The sequence below is a fragment of the Caballeronia sp. LZ024 genome (assembly GCF_031451455.1).
GTDB lineage: Bacteria > Pseudomonadota > Gammaproteobacteria > Burkholderiales > Burkholderiaceae > Caballeronia > Caballeronia telluris.
This window is the reverse complement of record NZ_JARUXL010000001.1, coordinates 1,521,819-1,539,277: the sequence shown is the minus strand read 5'-3', so window position 1 is coordinate 1,539,277 and position 17,459 is coordinate 1,521,819. Positions and strand designations below refer to the sequence as shown.

At 65.1% G+C, this 17,459-nt stretch carries 20 protein-coding genes; 8 read left to right on the top strand and 12 right to left on the bottom strand.

The features are described 5' to 3' along the window. Positions 1–22 precede the first annotated feature (22 nt). On the top strand, positions 23–1,057 hold the full coding sequence (locus tag QCE48_RS07040) for a methyltransferase (RefSeq protein WP_309785523.1): 1,035 nt from the start codon (positions 23–25) through the stop codon (positions 1,055–1,057). Here the strand turns inward: QCE48_RS07040 and QCE48_RS07035 are convergent. Genes QCE48_RS07035 through QCE48_RS07020 form a run of 4 tightly spaced genes read right to left on the bottom strand, consistent with a single transcriptional unit; the run spans position 1,050 to position 2,383 of the window. Then, positions 1,050–1,340 carry a hypothetical protein gene (locus QCE48_RS07035; protein WP_309785524.1) on the bottom strand — a complete coding sequence of 97 codons (291 nt, stop codon included), beginning with the start codon at positions 1,338–1,340 and terminating at the stop codon, positions 1,050–1,052. The genes QCE48_RS07040 and QCE48_RS07035 overlap by 8 nt on opposite strands. Before the next feature lie 33 nt (positions 1,341–1,373). Beyond that, positions 1,374–1,577 carry a hypothetical protein gene (locus QCE48_RS07030; protein WP_087630373.1) on the bottom strand — a complete coding sequence of 68 codons (204 nt, stop codon included), beginning with the start codon at positions 1,575–1,577 and terminating at the stop codon, positions 1,374–1,376. 53 nt (positions 1,578–1,630) lie between these two features. Next, complete coding sequence (locus tag QCE48_RS07025) at positions 1,631–2,023, bottom strand: DUF5594 family protein (protein WP_309785526.1); 393 nt, start codon at positions 2,021–2,023, stop codon at positions 1,631–1,633. 57 nt (positions 2,024–2,080) lie between these two features. Next, positions 2,081–2,383, bottom strand: a complete 303-nt coding sequence (locus QCE48_RS07020; protein ID WP_309785527.1) for a hypothetical protein — start codon at positions 2,381–2,383, stop codon at positions 2,081–2,083. A gap of 287 nt (positions 2,384–2,670) precedes the next feature. Here QCE48_RS07020 and QCE48_RS07015 point away from each other — a divergent pair, with 287 nt between their 5' ends. Beyond that, positions 2,671–3,192, top strand: a complete 522-nt coding sequence (locus QCE48_RS07015) for a Spy/CpxP family protein refolding chaperone (RefSeq protein WP_309785528.1) — start codon at positions 2,671–2,673, stop codon at positions 3,190–3,192. Positions 3,193–3,332: 140 nt separating this feature from the next. Then, positions 3,333–3,764: a PGDYG domain-containing protein gene (locus QCE48_RS07010; protein WP_309785530.1), complete on the top strand. Its 432-nt coding sequence runs from the start codon at positions 3,333–3,335 to the stop codon at positions 3,762–3,764. A gap of 18 nt (positions 3,765–3,782) precedes the next feature. On the opposite strand, the gene QCE48_RS07005 is transcribed toward QCE48_RS07010, so the two are convergent. From QCE48_RS07005 to QCE48_RS06970, 8 genes are all read right to left on the bottom strand, one after another. Next, complete coding sequence (locus QCE48_RS07005; RefSeq protein ID WP_309785531.1) at positions 3,783–4,148, bottom strand: DUF3022 domain-containing protein; 366 nt, start codon at positions 4,146–4,148, stop codon at positions 3,783–3,785. A 2-nt stretch (positions 4,149–4,150) separates the two neighbouring features. Beyond that, positions 4,151–4,963, bottom strand: coding sequence for a YhfC family intramembrane metalloprotease (locus tag QCE48_RS07000; protein WP_309785532.1), 813 nt, complete (start codon positions 4,961–4,963; stop codon positions 4,151–4,153). Then, positions 4,964–6,043 (bottom strand): LacI family DNA-binding transcriptional regulator, encoded by a 1,080-nt coding sequence (locus QCE48_RS06995; protein WP_309785533.1) that lies wholly within the window; start codon positions 6,041–6,043, stop codon positions 4,964–4,966. It lies immediately after the preceding gene. 127 nt (positions 6,044–6,170) lie between these two features. After that, positions 6,171–7,154: a D-glycerate dehydrogenase gene (locus QCE48_RS06990; protein WP_309785534.1), complete on the bottom strand. Its 984-nt coding sequence runs from the start codon at positions 7,152–7,154 to the stop codon at positions 6,171–6,173. 775 nt (positions 7,155–7,929) lie between these two features. Next, complete coding sequence (locus tag QCE48_RS06985) at positions 7,930–9,213, bottom strand: MFS transporter (RefSeq protein WP_309785535.1); 1,284 nt, start codon at positions 9,211–9,213, stop codon at positions 7,930–7,932. Positions 9,214–9,246: 33 nt separating this feature from the next. Beyond that, complete coding sequence (locus QCE48_RS06980; protein ID WP_309785536.1) at positions 9,247–10,251, bottom strand: sugar kinase; 1,005 nt, start codon at positions 10,249–10,251, stop codon at positions 9,247–9,249. A 29-nt stretch (positions 10,252–10,280) separates the two neighbouring features. After that, complete coding sequence (locus QCE48_RS06975; RefSeq protein ID WP_404983312.1) at positions 10,281–11,084, bottom strand: sugar phosphate isomerase/epimerase family protein; 804 nt, start codon at positions 11,082–11,084, stop codon at positions 10,281–10,283. Between the two features lie 129 nt (positions 11,085–11,213). Further along, positions 11,214–12,104, bottom strand: a complete 891-nt coding sequence (locus QCE48_RS06970) for a LysR family transcriptional regulator (RefSeq protein WP_309785539.1) — start codon at positions 12,102–12,104, stop codon at positions 11,214–11,216. A 109-nt stretch (positions 12,105–12,213) separates the two neighbouring features. Between QCE48_RS06970 and QCE48_RS06965 the strand changes: the two genes are divergently transcribed. The 5 genes from QCE48_RS06965 (at position 12,214) to QCE48_RS06945 (ending at position 17,438) form a co-directional block, all read left to right on the top strand. After that, on the top strand, positions 12,214–13,281 hold the full coding sequence (locus QCE48_RS06965; RefSeq protein ID WP_309785540.1) for a YeiH family protein: 1,068 nt from the start codon (positions 12,214–12,216) through the stop codon (positions 13,279–13,281). Between the two features lie 136 nt (positions 13,282–13,417). Further along, a complete protein-coding gene (locus QCE48_RS06960; protein WP_309785541.1) occupies positions 13,418–14,155 on the top strand; it encodes a glutathione S-transferase in 738 nt (245 codons plus the stop codon). A gap of 50 nt (positions 14,156–14,205) precedes the next feature. Beyond that, a complete protein-coding gene (locus QCE48_RS06955) occupies positions 14,206–15,009 on the top strand; it encodes an aldo/keto reductase (RefSeq protein WP_309785542.1) in 804 nt (267 codons plus the stop codon). A 187-nt stretch (positions 15,010–15,196) separates the two neighbouring features. Next, entirely contained in the window at positions 15,197–16,933 is a 1,737-nt protein-coding gene (locus tag QCE48_RS06950; RefSeq protein ID WP_309785544.1) for a ClcB-like voltage-gated chloride channel protein, read from the top strand. A gap of 241 nt (positions 16,934–17,174) precedes the next feature. Then, positions 17,175–17,438 carry a hypothetical protein gene (locus QCE48_RS06945; protein ID WP_309785546.1) on the top strand — a complete coding sequence of 88 codons (264 nt, stop codon included), beginning with the start codon at positions 17,175–17,177 and terminating at the stop codon, positions 17,436–17,438. The last annotated feature ends 21 nt before the right edge of the window (positions 17,439–17,459 follow it).

Below are 17,459 nucleotides of genomic sequence, written 5' to 3'. Positions count from 1 at the left end.
ACATTTAAGCGAGGAATGACTTATGGACAATGCGCAAGCACGCGACGATATCGCTGCACCCTCTCCCGACCGCCTGCTGCAGATCGGCATGGGCTTCTGGGCATCGAAGACTTTGCTGTCGGCAGTCGAGCTCGGCGTGTTCACGCAACTCGCGAAAGGTCCGCTCGACGCGGCCGAACTGTGCGGCACGCTCGGTTTGCATCCGCGATCGGCGCTGGATTTTCTCGATGCGCTCGTCGCGCTGAATCTGCTCGCGCGCGAAGGTTCGACCTACAGCAACCTGCCCGACACCGGTCTTTTCCTCGATAAGGCCAAGCCGTGCTATGTCGGCGGCCTGCTGGAAATGGCGAACTCGCGGCTCTATCCGTTCTGGGGATCGCTCACCGAAGCGCTGAAGACAGGCCTGCCGCAAAACGAATCGAAGCACGGCGGCAATCTCTTCGAGGCGATCTATCGCGACGATGCGTCGCTGCGCGGCTTTCTTCAGGCGATGAGCGGCGTGAGCCTTGGTGCCGCGCGCGAGATCGCGCGGAAGTTTGCGTGGGGCGACTATCGCACGTTCATCGACGTCGGCGCGGCGCAGGGCGCGCTGCCCGTGCAGGTCGCGCTCGCGCATCCGCATCTCACCGGCGGCGGCTTCGACCTGCCGGCCGTCGGTCCGGTGTTCGACGAATACGTCGCGGCGCACGGGTTGCAGGATCGCCTGCGCTTTCATCCGGGCGACTTCTTCCACGATCCCTGCCCGAGCGCCGACGTCCTCGTGATGGGGCACATCCTGCACGACTGGGCGCTGCCGCAAAAGCTCGAGCTGCTCAAGAAATGTCACGCGGCGCTGCCGCCGGGCGGCTGCCTCGTGGTCTACGACGCGATCATCGACGACGAGCGCCGCCAGAATGCCTTCGGCCTGCTCATGAGCCTGAACATGCTGATCGAAACGCCCGGCGGCTTTGACTACACGGGCGCGCAATGCCGCGAATGGATGCAGGAAACGGGCTTTTCGAAAGTGCGCATCGAGCCGCTCGTCGGGGCGGATTCGATGGTGATCGGCATTAAGTAGACGCGGTGTGCACGCTCAGACGTTGCACCGCCCGCGTGCGCTTGGCGAGCGGTGTCTGTGGCGCGCTGCCGCCCACGTCGAGTGTCTTCACCTTTTTGAAAATCGCGACGAACTGCCCGGGCGTTACGGTCGCCGACGCGTAACGCTGTACATCGTGGTCCGCGTATTTCGGGTCCGGGTTGGTCAGTTCGCGGAGCGTGTCGAACGTCTGCGGCGAAGCCACGAGCGAGGCGAACGTCGTGGCCGCACGCGCGCCGACACATGCCGGGCAGCACGACGGCACGAAGCGCTCCTGCCGGCCCAACTGAAAACGCCCCTAGCGATCCTGAGCCATCGCTTTAAGGCGATCCTCGCCCGCGTCGCGCGCGGCGTCGGCGGTCGAGAAATTTTCCTCCGAGACCATCGAGCGCTTCACCTCGCCGGCCGCGAAATCGACGAGGGTGATCACCCATACGAAGCCGCCTGCCTGCTCGGCCGTCTGGACGACTGCGCGCAGATTTGCGTGGTTAGCCGATGCCATGATGTCTCCTGTTGAGAATGCACTTGCTGAACGAACCCAGCGAGCCCAACGGCTCACGTGCCGAAGTCCAGTCCGCCGATCAACACCGCGAACTCCGCCTGCGAGCGCGACTCCAGATCGACGTCGCGCGCGCCCTGCCACGCAGTCAGCTTGGCCGGGATCGCCTGCAGGTAGCGCTCGAAGCGCTCGTTGCCGTGCGCGTCGAAAAGCCGCTCGATCTCGCCTTCGTCCCAGGTGAGATACACGTTGAGCCGCTCCGAATAGCCCGGCAAAAACGCGCGCCCGTGCGCGGCCCGATCGGCGCTGACCCGCACGCGCGCAGGCGTGCGGCCGTTATCGTGCGCCACGACTTCGACGTGAACGTCGGCATCGAGCAGGCTCGAAATCCGGCTCGCGATGCGCGGCGCGAATTCGGTGCCGAAGCGGCGCAGCTTCTCACGATCCACAGCGGCGCTCCGTTGCATGCGGGGCGGCGGGCGCTGTCCGAACAGCGGGCAGCAAGCTCATACGGACGGCAAGTCCTCCAGCGACTTTTCGATCTGCCCTTCCTGCACGCGCGCCTCGATGCCGATATGTCCGGCGGTATAAGGCAGCGCCGTGACCTTGGGGCCGAGAAAAGTCCGGCCGCCGAGCGTGAAGAGCGTGCGCACTTCCCGGCCGCTCTTGATCGCGTCGACGACCTGAGCCACCTCGACGATGGTGGTCGGCGACGTCCAGTCGTTCGTGCCCGGATCGAAATCGCCCCAGCGCACGTTGGTCACGCGGTCGTTCGTCCAGCGCACGCCATCGATAGCCAAAGTAGACATGTCTGCCTCCATTGCCGCTTGATATCCCGGCCATCCTAGCACTTTGATGCGATCGTGACATTCGGCCCCAGCCGTTGTGCGGCGCGTCAGAAAACGATCGGGTTCGCGCTTCCCTAGAGCGCTTCAACCGATTTTTTCGCAGACGTATCGGTTGTAAGCAGATGTCGCAATGCGCCATGAGCGGGCGGCAATCGTGATACTAATAACGCGTTTTCGGCGCTGCATACGCGCTCGGGGCCAAGCCCGGCGCATCGCAAGCCATTTTTAATCGACTGAAGGTGTCACGAATGAAAAAAACACTCGCTGCATTGGCGGCCACGCTCGCTATGAGCGCGGCCTTCGCCCAGTCCTCGGCACCCGCTGCGGCATCGGCCCCTGGCGCCGCGGTTGCGACGGCCGCATCGGCGCCCGCCGCGACCCACCGCGAGGCGCGCGTCGAGGATCGCATCAACGAACTGCACTCGGCGCTCAAGATCACGCCGCAGCAGGAAGATCAATGGTCGAAATTCGCCGACATCATGCGTGAGAACGCGCACACGATGGGCGAGCTGTATCGTCAGCGTGTCGCGCAGCGCAACACGATGTCCGCGCTCGACGACATGAAGCAGTACCAGCAGATCACGCAGGCGAACGCGGAGGGCACGAAGCGCCTCGTCGATGCATTCGAGCCGCTCTACGCGGGCCTTTCGCCCGAGCAGAAGAAGCTCGCCGATACCAACTTCCGTGAAGGCGGGCGGGAGCACGGGCATCGCCGGCATCGCGCGCCGCGTGCCGGCGCGCCGGAAGGCGCGTCCGTCACGAAGCCGTGACGTAAGCTCGGCGCCAGCCTGCACAACGCCCGCATCGTCCGATGCGGGCGTTTTGTTTTTTGCGTCTTTCGCGCCGTGGCGTGCAAAATGAGCCGATAGCCGTTACGATCGCGAACCCCGATTTCCTCCAACGATCCGCCATGACCGTCCTCACCCAGCTCGATCTCAGCACCGACCCCGCGGCGATTCGCGTCGTGAAAGATGAAGCCGTGGCCGTCGAGTTCGCGGCGGCCACGGGCGAACTGATGAGTCTCGAAGGCCCGAACCGCTACCAGCCCGGCGACGCGCTCATTACCGGCGCGACCGGCGAGCGCTGGGTCGTCTCGCGCGAGCGCTTCGACGCGAAGTACGTGCCCGAGGAAAGCGTCGCCCACGGCGAGCCCGGCACCTACCGCAATCGCCCGGTGGTCGTGCTCGCGAAGCAGATGCACGACGCGTTTACGATCGCCCGCTCGGAAGCCGGCGACGTGCTCGCGGGCGCCGCCGGCGACTGGGTCATGCAGTACGCGCCCGGCGACTACGGCGTCGTAAAGGCCGCACGCTTCGCGAAGGTCTACAGGCGCGCGGGCTGACGCCGCACGCGTTACGCGTTACGCGAAGTCCTCGCCCATTTCGATTTCGACCGTGCGCGGCACGGTCTCCTTGTTCGCATACGCTTCCTCCAGCGAGCCGAGCGTCGCTTCCACATAGGCGCGCAGCACCGCATAGCTCCTCGCGTGCATGCGCACCGGCAGCGCGCGATAGCGCGTGAGCACGGCCGGATCGAAACGCACGTCGATCGTGATGCGTCGCGCGCTCGATCCGAAACGCATCGCGATGTAGTGAATGACGAGCGAGGTCCGGCCTTCGTCGTCGATGCGTTCGGCGAACTGCGTCTGCTCGGGAAAGAGATCGGTGATCACGTGCGCGAGCATGTCGATGTCGGCGCTCGGACAGTCGTATTGATAGTCGTCCATATTCAGTGCTTCGAAGGTGAGATCGCGCCCGGCCGCCCGGCCCCCGCGCGAAAATAGCGGATCAGCGCGCGCACGACGAACAGCGCGAGCACCAGATAGACGGCATCGGCGGCGAGCAGCGGAATCACGCGCGCCTGAAAGAGCGCAGCCGGCAGCCCGATCAGCGCATGCGTGACGATCAGGAACGGCAGCGCCGGGCGAAACCGTTCGCGCAGTAACTGCCACATCAGCACAGAGAACCCGAGCTGGAACACGAAGGCCGCCGCACGCTCGACGACGAAGAGCACCGCGTACTGCGGCGACAACGTGCCGAGCACCATATGCAGGCGCAGCAGCGCGTCGGGCGGCACGCTCGTGAAATGCTCGTCGAGCTGATTGCGGTTCGCCAGCACCGCATAGACGATCCATTGCGCCTGCACGAACACGCCGACAAGCCACGCCTCGGCCCCGCCATGCCCGATGCCGTAGCCGAGGGACGTGCCTGCGCGATCGAGGGTCAACGGCTCGCGACGGATCAGCCATTTCATGGCGAGAAAGCGCCCCACTTCCTCGCAGACGCCTGCCGCCAGCGCGCCATACGCGACGAACACGGCCGGATTCGCGAGCCATCCGACGAGCGTCGCATTGCCGAGCACGAAGCCGTGCAGCGCGCGCTCGACGATCATCGAAAAGAACGCGAACACCGCGATGCCGAGAATCACTTCGCGCCGCTCGAAAAGAAAGCGCGGCCGCAGACGGCGATACAGCACGACCGGCAACGCGGCGATGAGAAGCGTGGCGATCGTGAGACTTGCGAGCGTCGATACACTGACCATTCAGGTTCCTGGAGATAGTTTGCGTCGCGTGGACGAGCGCACGACGAGTTCGCCCGGCAGCAGGCATTCGCGCGCGGGCATGCGCGCGCCTTCGGGTCCGCGTTCGAGCCTTTCGTGCAGGAACTCGACCGCGCGCCGTCCGATGTCGTAGGTCGGCTGACGCACGGTCGTCATGCCGGCGAGTTCGGCCCATTCGGAGTCGTCGATCGACATCAGCGCGACGCGTTGCTGCCAGTCCACGCCGTAGCGTTCTTTCAGATGCAGCGCGACGCGCAGCGCAACCGGTGCGTTGGCCGCGAATAATGCCACGCGTTGCAGGTTCGCGCCGGCGTCGCGCAGATGCGCATCGATCGCGGCGAGCGCCGGTGCGGCATCGGCGAGGTCGAGCACGATGGTCGATCCTTTTGCTCCGAGGGCGCCGAGCGCGCCGATCGTGTCATGAAACGCCGCTTCGCGCGCGCGCCGCGAACTCACGCGCTTGAACGGCTGCACGATGAAAACGACGTCCTCGAAACCTTCGTCGACGAGATGATGCGTCGCGAGCGCGACGGCCTTCGGGTTGTCGAGCCCGACCATATCGGTGACGAAGCCCTCCACCGAGCGGTCGACGAGCACGACCGGAATGCCGCCGAGCGAGAACGTCTGCAGCAGTTCTTCCTTCACCCCGAGCGCGTTCACGATGACGCCTTCCACACGGTACGTCGTGAGCAACTGCAGATAGCGGCGCTCCATGTCGATTTCGTTGGCCGCGTGACAGATGAGCGGCATCAGCCCGAGCGCATGGCACGCCGCTTCGACGCCCTGCAGCACTTCGACCGAATACGGATTGGTGAGGTCGGCGAGCAGCATGCCGACGAGCCGGTTGCGTCCGCGCTTGAGTCCCCGTGCCATCTGATTGGGGCGGTAGTCGAGCTTGGCGATCGCCGCTTCGATGCGCTCGCGCAAGTCGGGCGACAGCACGCTCGTCTCGCCGTTCAGATAGCGCGAGATGCTGGTCTTGCCGGTGCCCGCCTCGCGCGCGACGTCGGTGATCGTCGCGCGGCGGGCGGCGCTCGTCATCGGATGCTGTTCTTCTTGCATGTGGCTTCTCACCGGCCTCGCCGGACAACGGGGCGCCCGAAGGCAAAAAAGCGCGCCGCGGCGCGCTCTGGTTCTTGTCGACGACCGGGCAGTGGCATCTTAACGCACGCCCTGCCCGTCTTTTCGTTTAGCGCCCGAGCACCTGTGGATTCACGATATTCACGTCGAGCGTGCCTTGCAGTGCGCCGATCAGGTTTTCCGCCGCATTGCGGCTCATGGCATGACGCGTCTCGTGCGTCGCCGACCCGATGTGCGGCAACGCGACGACGTTATTCATCGCGAGGAGCGGCGAATCGGCGGGGAGCGGCTCCTTTTCGAAGACATCGAGACCCGCGCCGAGGATCGTGCCGTTCCTGAGCGCTTCGATGAGCGCGGGTTCGTCGACGGTCGGTCCGCGCGATGCGTTGATGAGGATCGCGGTCTTTTTCATCGTCTGCAGTTGCGCGGCGCCGATCATGCCGCGCGTCGCTTCGGTGAGCGGCACCTGCAGGCATACGAAGTCCGACTTCGCGAGCAGTTCGTCGAGTTCGACGCGCTTCGCGCCGTAGTCGTTTTCCGCCTGCGCGTTCGGATGCCGGTTGGTGTAGAGCACGTTCATCCGAAAGCCGAGCGCCGCGCGCCGCGCGACCGCCCCGCCGATGCGTCCGAGCCCGACGATGCCGAGCGTCTTGCCCTGCACGTCGACGCCGAAGCACGCTTCGCCGATGCTCGATTGCCAGTGGCCGGCTTTCACCCACGCCGCGAGTTCGACGACGCGGCGGGCGGTCGCGAGGATCAGCGCGAAGACGGTATCGGCCGTGGATTCGGTAAGCACGTCGGGCGTGTGGGTCAGGACGATGCCGCGGCGCGTGAGGTCATCGACGTTGAAGTTGTCGTAGCCGACGGAGATGGTCGAGAGGACCTTCAGGCGTTGCGCGCCTTCGAGCATGTCGGGGGTGATTTTTATGCTTGCGCCGATTGCACCGTCGGCCGCTTTTAGCGCTGCTATCAGCGCTTCGCGGTTCGTCGGGTCGATCGTCTCCACCTCCGCGTGGGCGCTCAGGTAGGACATCACGTCGTCCGGCAACGTCTTGTAGGCTACGATTTTTTTCTTCGCTTGTTCGGCTGGCATGGTGGGTTCTCGAACGGGGGTTTTGCTCGCGCTTGGGGTTGGGGTTTTTGCAACGCCGTTTGATGGTTCTGTGCTTCTATGGAACTTGTTTTCTTTGTGGTCTATTAGCTCTGCCCCTGTCCGGGGCGGGACTTACTTTCTTTGGCTAGCGCAAAGAAAGTAAGAAAAGAAAGCAGCTTTTTTAGGCAGCAGTCTTGAGGCGGCAACGCACCGGCGGTACTGAGTAGACATACCGCCTAAGTGCCGCCCTCAAACATCCCCAAGGGCTCAGTGCGATTAACCATTGTGTCCTCGCACAGCCAACTACTTGGTAAGGCAATCATCCATCCGTCCGCGCTTCGCGGACGACACGCATAGCCGAAAACCATCGGTCCACAACCGCAACGTCAGCCTCAACCGCAACCGCTACCGCGAACATCAACCACGCGACCAATGCACCTCTCGTCTGAGCGAAGCGAAGACAGATGAATGACTGCTGTACCGTTTCGTTCACTGCGCGATGACACGGTGGTCAATCGCACCAAGCCCCTTGGTCCTTTAAGGGCGACATTTAGGCGGTGTGTCCACTCAGTGCATCAATTGCGATGACGTGCTGTGACTGCTGCCTAGAAAAGCTGCTTTCTTTGCTTACTTTTCTTTGCGCTAGCCAAAGAAAGTAAGTCCCGCCCCGGACAGGGGCAGAGCTAATAGACCACAAAGAAACCAGGTTCCATAGAAGCACATCAAAATCAAGCGGTGTTCAACGAACACGCCAGTCCGCCGACAGAACCGGACACTAATGCGCAAGCTTCGCAGACCCCGAAGCAGCAGCTTGAGGCCGCACGGCCAGCGTCAGGACCACAGCAGCAACGAGTGCCGCGCTCATGAACACGTACGAAGCCCCGGGCGACCCGGTCGCGCCATTAAGATACCCGACGACATACGATCCGACGAACGACCCGAGCGCACCCATGCTGTTGATCAGCGCCATCGCGCCGCCAGCGACGTTCTTCGGCAGCAACTCCGGCACGATCGCAAAGAAAGGCCCATACGGCGCATACATGGCCGCGCCAGCGATCACGAGCAACGCATACGATGCCCAGAAATGCGTCGAGCCGAGCAGATACGATCCGGCAAACGCAAACGCGCCGATCAGAAGGAACGGCCACACGAACGCCTTGCGGGCGTTCAGCTTGTCCGAAGCCCACGACGCAGCGATCATCGCGATGGTCGCTGCGAGATAAGGCATCGCCGAAAGCCAGCCCGTCTCGACCATGCCGAAGCTCGACGCGTTCTTCAGAATCGACGGCAGCCACAGCACGAAACCATACACGCCGATGCTCCAGCAGAAATACTGCGCGCACAGCTTGATCACCGCCGGCGAACGAAACGCCTCGCCATAGTTCTTGACCGGCTTGATCGCGGCCTGCTCGGCGCGCAGCGTCGCATCGAGGTCGGACTTTTCCTGCGCGTTCAGCCACTTCGCCTGCGCGGGCTTGTCCTGCACGATGAACCACCAGATCACCGCCCACACCACGGCCGGCAAGCCTTCCGCGATGAACATGTTGCGCCAGCCGAAGGAATTCACCAGATACCCCGACACGACCGACATCCACAACACCGTCACCGGATTGCCGAGAATCAGGAACGTGTTGGCACGCGAACGCTCGGACTTCGTGAACCAGTTCGAGATGAAGACGAGCATCGCCGGCATCACGGCCGCCTCGACGACCCCGAGCACGAAACGGATCGCCATCAGCGATGGAATGTTGCTCACCATGCCCGTGAGCGCGGCGCATCCGCCCCACAGGATCAGGCTCACGAACACGAGCTTCTTCACGCTGCGCCGTTCGGCGTAGATCGCGCCCGGAATCTGGAAGAAGAAGTAGCCGAGGAAAAAGAGCGCGCCGATCAGCGACGACAAGCCCTTGCTGATGCCCAGGTCGTGATTGATGCCGGCCGCCGCGGCAAAGCCATAATTCGCGCGATCGAGATACGCAAGGCTGTAGGTAATGAAGACGATCGGCATGATCGCCCACCAGCGGCGCACGGCCAGCTTCGGGGGTGTCGTGGTTTGCATCGTGTCTCTCCAGTGTCCGTTCGAGCGGATCGGTCAGGCCAGGTTGAGGGCGGCTCGTGCCGTCTTCTCGATGGATGTCTCGGGTTCTTCCAGCGTGTCCAGTTCGGCGCGCGTGGGCAACCCTTCGCTGTCGCCGATCACCTGGATCGCAAGCGCGCCGATCCGGTTGCCGCGCAGCAGCGCATGACGCACGTCGCGCCCTTCGAGCAGCGCGCTCACCACGCCCACCGCGAAGCCGTCGCCCGCGCCCACCGTATCGACGACCTTCGCGACCGGCACCGCCGGCACGATGCCCGCATCGCCGTCGGCGGTGTGGAAATACGCGCCGTCGGCGCCGAGTTTCACGATCACGCCCTTCGCGCCCTGATCGAGGTAAAAACGCGCGATGTCCTCGGGCTTCGCGTGGCCCGTGAGCGTCAGTCCTTCGGTGACGCCGGGCAATACCCAGTCGGCGAGCGCGGCGAGCGCGTTGAGCGACTCCGCCATCGCCTCGCGCGACGGCCAGAGCGTCGGACGCAGGTTCGGGTCGAAGGAAATCGTCTTGCCGGCTGCGCGCATTTCGCGTGCCATGTGGAACGCGAGTTCGCGCGAGCTTGCCGAAATGGCGGGCGCGACGCCCGTCAAGTGCAGATGGCGCGCGCCGGTCACGTAGTCGGCGACGTAATCCGCGACCGACAAATGGCTCGCCGCCGACCCCTTGCGGAAATATTCGACCGCCGGATCGCTGCCGTCGTCGTTCTTCGATTTCAGCTGGAAGCCCGTCGGATAACGCTCGTCGACGGTGACGCCATGCGCGTCGATGCCCTCGGCGGCCAGGACGTCGAGCACGTAGCGGCCGAACGAATCGCGCCCGACGCGGCTCATCCAGCCGACCTTGAAGCCGAGCCGCGACAGCCCGATCGCGACGTTCAGGTCCGCACCCGCGACCCGCTTCGTGAACTGGCCGACTTTCGCGAGGTCGCCGGTCTCGGCGGCCACGAACATCGTCATCGCTTCGCCGTAGGTCACGACGTCGAGCGCCTCGGGTTTTGCCTGCATGGTCTGTCTCCAGGTATCGGTGTTTCGGGTCACGCGGCGGCGAGCCACGCGACCTTCGCCGACGCGTCGGCTTCCGGCGCGGCCGCGTCAAGCGGGAATTCGATGCCGCGCGGCACATCGCGCGGCAGCAGTTTCAGCAGATGCGCGAACAGCACGTCGCGGGCGCCGGGCGCGACCGCGAAGCGCCGCGCGCCCGCGCCCGCCACGGCCTTGCAGTGCACGTAGCTCACGTGCGGCGCGAGGCGCCGCGCGGCTTCGGCCGGATTTTCGCCCGCCCACAGCCAGTTGCCGGTGTCGAAGGTCATCGAGAGCGCGCGCGACTCCTTCGGCAGCGCGTCGAACAGCGCGGCAAAGGCGCCGATCGTGCCGCCCGCCTTCAACTGGCCGTTTTCCACAACGACGCACGCCCGCGAACCCGCTATCGCCGACAGCGCGCGATCCAGCGTGGCGGCATCGGTCGCGGTGCCGTGTTCCGTGCCGCCCAGTTGCAGCTTCACGATGCGCGCGCCGAGCGCCGCGGCTTCGTCGATGGCGAGTTCTAGCGCGGCCAGATCGAGCGAGCCGTCGGCCGTGAAAAGCGTCGCGGGCGTCGAATAGACCGCCCACAGGCCGAGCGCGGCGATCTGTTCGCCCAGGCGCCGCAGCGCGTCGGGCGTGGCGTCGACGTAGCGCGCGAAGAGTTCGCGGCGCACTTCGAATCCGCTCGCCCCCGCGCGCGCCGCGACAGCCGCCCATACCGCGTGGCCGTCGCGCCGGATGGCATCGGCGCCGAACGCGCTGGCGACGATGACCACTTCGGCGTGTTTGTCGGATTGAAGCTCGCTCACGGAAATCTCGCTCGATTCGTGTATCTGGAACGAATGGAACCGGTTCCATTTACAGGTTTTAAAAAAGACGCCAGGGCGTCCGTCTCAAAACGAATGGTGCGCCCGGTCACCGGACGCACGCCATAGTGGAATTCCCTAGCCCGGTTTCGCGTCGGCGAGACACAGTTCGAGAAAGCGTGCGGCCACTCGCGACGGCGCCGCCGAGTGCGGCAGCAGGATCGAAAACCGGCGCGTCAGCGGTTCAGGCGCGATGCGCAGACGCCTGAGTGCGTCGTCTTCGTGGCGGATCGACATCGCCGATACGAAACCAATGCCCATTCCCGCCCGCACCGCTTCCTTCACGCCCTCGACGCCCGCAATTTCGAGCGCGATGCGCATCGGCGCGCCCGCGCGGGCGAACGCGCCCTCGACGATCTGCCGCACGCCCGAGCCGCTTTCGCGCAACACGAGCGGATGCGCGGAAATCGCATCGAGCGAGGCCTCGCCGCGCTCCGGCGCGAGCGCATGCGAAGCCGGCAGGATCGCGACGATCTCGTCCTCGCGCCACGGCGTGACGCCCGTGCCCGGCGGCAGATCGACGCCGACCGGCCCTTCGATCATCGCAATGTCGAGCCCCGGCAGCGCCGCGACGATATCCGCCGTGTTGCCGTCGATCGTGGTGATCGCGATGTCGGGAAACTCGCCGTGGAACGCGGCGATGAGGTACGGCAGCAGATAGCTCGCCGGCGTCGTGCTCGCGCCGATACGCAGCGTGCCGCGCTCGAGGCCTCGCAGCGCGTCGCGAAACGCATGTGCCTGCCGATACGTCTCGCGGATGCGCGCGGCGTACTCCGCGAGTTGCTCGCCGGCGGCGGTGAGCCGCACGCCGCGGCCGTCGCGCTGATAAAGCGCTTCGCCGAACTCGTCCTGCAACTGGCGCAGCTGGCCGGAGACGGCGGGCTGCGAGAGGTGCAGCGCCGTCGCCGCGCGACTGATGTTGCCGAATTCGGCGACGGTCGCGAACGTTATAAGCTGATCGGGGGTCATGTCGATATAAGTATCGGTTCAGCCGATACTTTACATCCCAAATCACGATTTTTCATATCCATATAACAAAGTTAGGATTGGCGCATCGCAATAAAAACTCCGACCCGCCATGTCCACTGTCCATCCCGCCCAGACTCTCGCCGCCAGCAAACCGTCCACGCGCGGCCAGCTGAACGGCATTCTCTTCGTCGCGCTCTTCGCCGCCGCCGTCACCCGGCTCTCGTCGCTACCCGCCATCGCCGGGCTCGGCATCAGCCCGCTGATCGTCGGCATCGTCGCGGGCGCCCTGTACGGCAACGCGCTGCGCGACGGCATGCCCGCCAGTTGGGCTGCGGGCGTCAACTTCTCGGCGAGGAAGCTGCTGCGTATCGCGGTCGCCTTCTTCGGACTGCGCGTAAGCCTGCAGGAAATCGCGCAGGTCGGATTCGCGGGCGTCACGGTGTCGGTGCTGATCGTCGTGAGCACGCTCGCGATCGGCACCTGGGCCGGCATGAAGCTGATGAAACTCGACCGCGACACCGCGCTCCTCACCGCCGCCGGCAGCGCGATCTGCGGTGCGGCTGCCGTGCTCGCATTCGAATCGACGCTGCAGTCCAAGCCGCATCAGAGCGCGATGGCGGTCGGCAGCGTCGTGCTGTTCGGCACGCTCTCGATGTTCCTCTATCCGATCGCGATGCACGCCGGGTGGCTCCATCTCGATACGCTCGGCGCCGGTCTCTTCTTCGGCGGCACGATCCATGAAGTGGCGCAGGTGGTCGGCGCAGCGAGCAACGTGAGCCCGGAAGCGACGCACATCGCGACCATCGTCAAGATGACGCGCGTCATGTTGCTCGTGCCCGTGCTGCTCGGGCTCGGCCTGTGGCTGAACCGCTCGCGCGCTGCGGCCGGCGCCGGCGGCAAGGGCGGCAAGCTCGCGGTGCCCTGGTTCGCGCTCGGCTTCCTCGCGCTCGTGATCGTGAATTCGCTGCACGTCCTCCCGGACACCGCGACCAGCACGATCAACATGCTCGATACCTTCGCCCTCACGATGGCAATGACCGCGCTCGGCATGGAAACGCGCATCGCGCAGATTCGTCAGGCGGGCCCCGGCGCGCTGGCGACCGGCGCGATCCTGTATGTCTGGCTGATCGGCGGCGGGCTTGCAATCACGCTCGGCGTCGAGCGGCTCTTCGGCTGAACGCCGGCTACGTCGGATAACAAGAACGCCCCGCCCTCGCGCGGGGCTTTCGTTATGTATGGCACGGACCCTGCTGAACCTAAAGTTTGCGCGCGACGCAAAGCGTCGGCCGCGCATGAACAAGGAGGAACTGCCCATGCCCTACGAACTGTATTACTGGGACGGCCTGCAGGGCCGCGGAGAATTCGTCCGGCTCGCGCTGGAAGATGCAGGCGCCGACTACATCGACGTCGCGCGCGGCGCAAAGAAGGACGGTCTCGGCACGGATGCCATGATGAAGCTTCTGAACAGCAAGACCGAAGCGCACATCCCGTTCGCGCCACCGTTTCTGAAAGACGGCGAACTGATCGTGCCGCACGTCGCGAACATCCTGCTGTATCTCGGACCGAAGCTCGGGCTCGCGCCGAAAGACGAGGCCTTGCGCTACGTCGCGCATGGCCTGCAACTGACGATTGCCGACGTGGTCGCCGAAGTCCACGACACGCACCATCCGCTTGCCACGGATCTGTATTACGAAGACCAGAAAGAAGCCGCCAAGGTGCGCTCGAAGAATTTCATCGAGCAGCGCATTCCGAACTTCTTCGGCTACTTCGAGCGCGTGCTGAAGCAGAACCCCGACGGCGACACGCAGATGGTCGGCAAGTCGACCACGTATGTCGACCTCTCGATGTTCCAGCTCGTCGACGGCCTGCACTACGCCTTTCCGCGCGCGATGCGAAAATTCGGCCAGCACTATCCGCGTGTGGCGGCGCTGCACGATGCGGTGCTCGCGCGGCCGAACATCGCGGCCTACGTCGATTCCGAGCGGCGCATCGCGTTCAACGAATCGGGCATCTTCAGGCACTATCCCGAACTCGATCAGGACGCGAAGTAATCGCCCGTCGCCTTTAACTCACAATGCAACTTCTTCGTATGGAGCCATGCATGATCGAAACGATTCCCTCATTTGGTCTCGGCACATTTCGAGTCGCGGCCGGCAAGACCGCGCAGTCCGTGAAGAGCGCACTGCAACTCGGCTATCGTCACATCGATACCGCGCAGTACTACGACAACGAAGCCGAAGTCGGCCAGGGCGTGCGCGATTCGGGCATTCCGCGCGCGGACGTCTGGGTCACGACGAAAGTCTGGTGGGAACGCCTGCGTCGCGACGATCTCATCGCGAGCCTGAAGGAAAGCCATCGCAAGCTCGGCATCGGCACAATCGATCTCGCGCTCATCCACTGGCCGTCGCCCGATAGCGTCGTGCCGATCGCCGAAACGCTCGCCGCGTTCCAGGAAGCGCAGCAGCTCGGCCTCATCCGCCACTACGGCGTGTCGAACTTCACGGCGCCGCTGCTCGAAGAAGCGCTCGCCGCGCCGGGCGGCGACGCCATCGTGACGAACCAGTTCGAAGTGAGCCCGTTCCTCGCGAACCGCGCGCTCGTCGAGGCGACGCAGAAGCTCGGCGTAAAAGTGACCGCGTACATGCCGCTCGGCGAAGGCCGTGCGCACACCGATCCCACGCTCGTCGACATCGCGAAGAAACACGGCGCGACGCCCGCGCAGGTGACGTTCGCGTGGCTCTTGTCGCGGCAGATCGTGGTGCTGTCGGCATCGACGAATCCGGAGCACCAGCAGGTCAACTGGGATGCGCAGAAACTGAAGCTCGACGCCGACGACATCGCCCGCATCGACGCACTCGACGAAGGCAAGCGAAACGCGAATCCGCCGTTCGCGCCGAAGTGGTGACGCGCGCCGCCTGAGTCCGCGAGCCCGGCGCGTTAAAGCGCCGGGTTTTTTTGTCCGCGCGAACCGCACCGGCGCAGCATGGCTCGTGCGCGCGACACGCGAATGCTATCCTTGCGGCGCGCCTGGCCCGCAACCGATCCAGGCCGCTCGCCCGTCCTTCCCGAAACGCCCCGATACGCCCGTCCACGTGCTTTCATTCCTGCTCAAACTGCGCACGCGCGCGCAAAAGCTCTTCCGGCTCTCCGACGATCACACGATGCTCGTGTGGGCCGTGATCGTAGGCGTCGCCGGAGCGTTCGCGACGGCGGCGTTTCGCGAAGGCATCGACGAATTGCAGCGCGCGTTCGGCGGCGAAGCCGGCAATTTCGTCGAGATGGCGAAGCGCCTGCCGTGGCCGGTGCGCGTCGCGCTGCCCGCGGCGGGCGGACTGGTCGCGGGCGTGTGTCTCCTGATCGCGCGGCGCCGCGCGCCGAAACAGACCCACGCCGACTACATGGAAGCCGTCACCATCGGCGACGGCGCCGTGCCCGTGTGGCAGAGCCTCTGGCGCAGTCTGTCGTCGCTCTTCACGATCGCAAGCGGCGGCTCGATCGGCCGCGAAGGCTCGATGGTGCAGCTCGCGGCGCTCTCGGCTTCGCTGATCGGCCGCTGGGTCCACTTCGATCCGCCGCGTCTGCGCCTGCTCGTCGCGTGCGGCGCGGCCGCCGGCATCACCTCGGCCTACAACGCGCCGATCGCGGGCGCCTTCTTCGTCACCGAAATCGTGCTCGGCTCGATCGCGATGGAAAGCTTCGGGCCGATCGTGGTCGCGTCGGTGGTCGCCAACATCACGATGCGCGAGTTCGCCGGCTACCGTCCACCTTACGAGATGCCCGTGTTCCCGACCATCACGGGCGTCGAAGTGCTGCTTTTCGTCGTGCTCGGGCTCCTGTGCGGCGCGCTCGCACCGCATTTCCTGCGGCTTCTGGCCGCCTCGAAGAAGCGCTTCGCGCTCCTGCCGCTGCCCTTGCCGCTCAGGCTCGGACTAGGCGGGCTCATCGTCGGCGTGATCTCGATCTGGTGGCCGGAAGTCTGGGGCAACGGCTACGAAGTCGTGAACTCGCTGCTGCATACGCCCTGGACCTGGACCGCCCTTCTCACGGTGCTCGTCTTCAAGATCATCGCGACCGCCGCGACCACCGGCTCGGGCGCGGTCGGCGGGGTCTTCACGCCGACGCTCTTCGTGGGCGCCGTGCTCGGCTGTCTCTTCGGCATCGCCGCGCACACGATCTGGCCGCACTCGACCTCCGAACCCTTCGCCTACGCGATGGTCGGCATGGGCGCGTTCCTCGCCGCCGCGACGCACGCGCCGCTGATGGCGATCCTGATGATCTTCGAGATGACGCTCTCGTACCAGGTCGTGCTGCCGCTGATGCTCTCGTGCGTGGTCGCGTACTTCATCGCGCGCACCTCCGAGCAGACGTCGATGTACGAAGTCACGCTGCGCCGCACGCGCGACGAAAAGGAGCGCACGCGGCTCGCCGCCACGCAGATGCGCGAACTGGTGAAGCCCGCCGATACCGTCGTTCCGCTCACGGCGAACGTGAAGGAGATGACGCGCGTGTTCCTCGAATATCCCGTGAAGTATCTGTATGTCGTCGACGAGGGCGAGCACTTCCAGGGCGTGGTCGCGCTGAAGGACATCACCTCCGACCTGCTCGACGAGCGCGACACCGACACCAAGACCGCGCGCGACTATCTCCAGCCGCACTTCGACGTGCTCACGCCCGACATGTCGCTCGGCGAGGCGCTGCAGCACTTCCTCGCGTTCCAGGGCGAGCGGCTGCCGGTGATCGAGCGGCGCGCCGAGCCGCTCCTGCTCGGCGTCGTGTACAAGACTTCGCTTCTCGACGCATACTTCCGTTTGAACCCGACGACGCGCTGAACTTGCGCAAGTGTGCAAATTTGCAGCGTGCGGGTGCCTGGCGGCCCGGCCGCATGCAACCGGGCATCGCCGCGGCCGCACTTCACAACTCACACGAAGTGTGTTCACCGCGCTCCCGTTCGACCACGTTCCGCGCGTTGTAAGCAGTTAGTGTCGTCGCGCGGCGCGAAGCGGCATGGACGCGATTGGCATGGCCTTTGCTCGTTGCTTTCTCGCTGCTTACGTCAGGAGGGGTTGAGCGATGAAAACCTCAACGATGTTGTCGATGGCTCTGGTTTCCGTGTCGTGCTACGCGGCGCCGCTTCACACGAGCGACACCGATTCCGCGGCTGCGACCAACGCAATGCGCGCCGCACTGCGCGCGAACGCCGCGCCCGTCTCGGCACCGGCGCCGGAGATTACGGCGCAGGATCTCGATCACGCGCGCTGGCGCCACGTCAAGATTCCGAAATCGCGCGCACCGAGCCGCGGCATGGCGAGCCAGCCTGTGCAGGTACAGACCTGAAGCGCAACCTCAACCACCGGA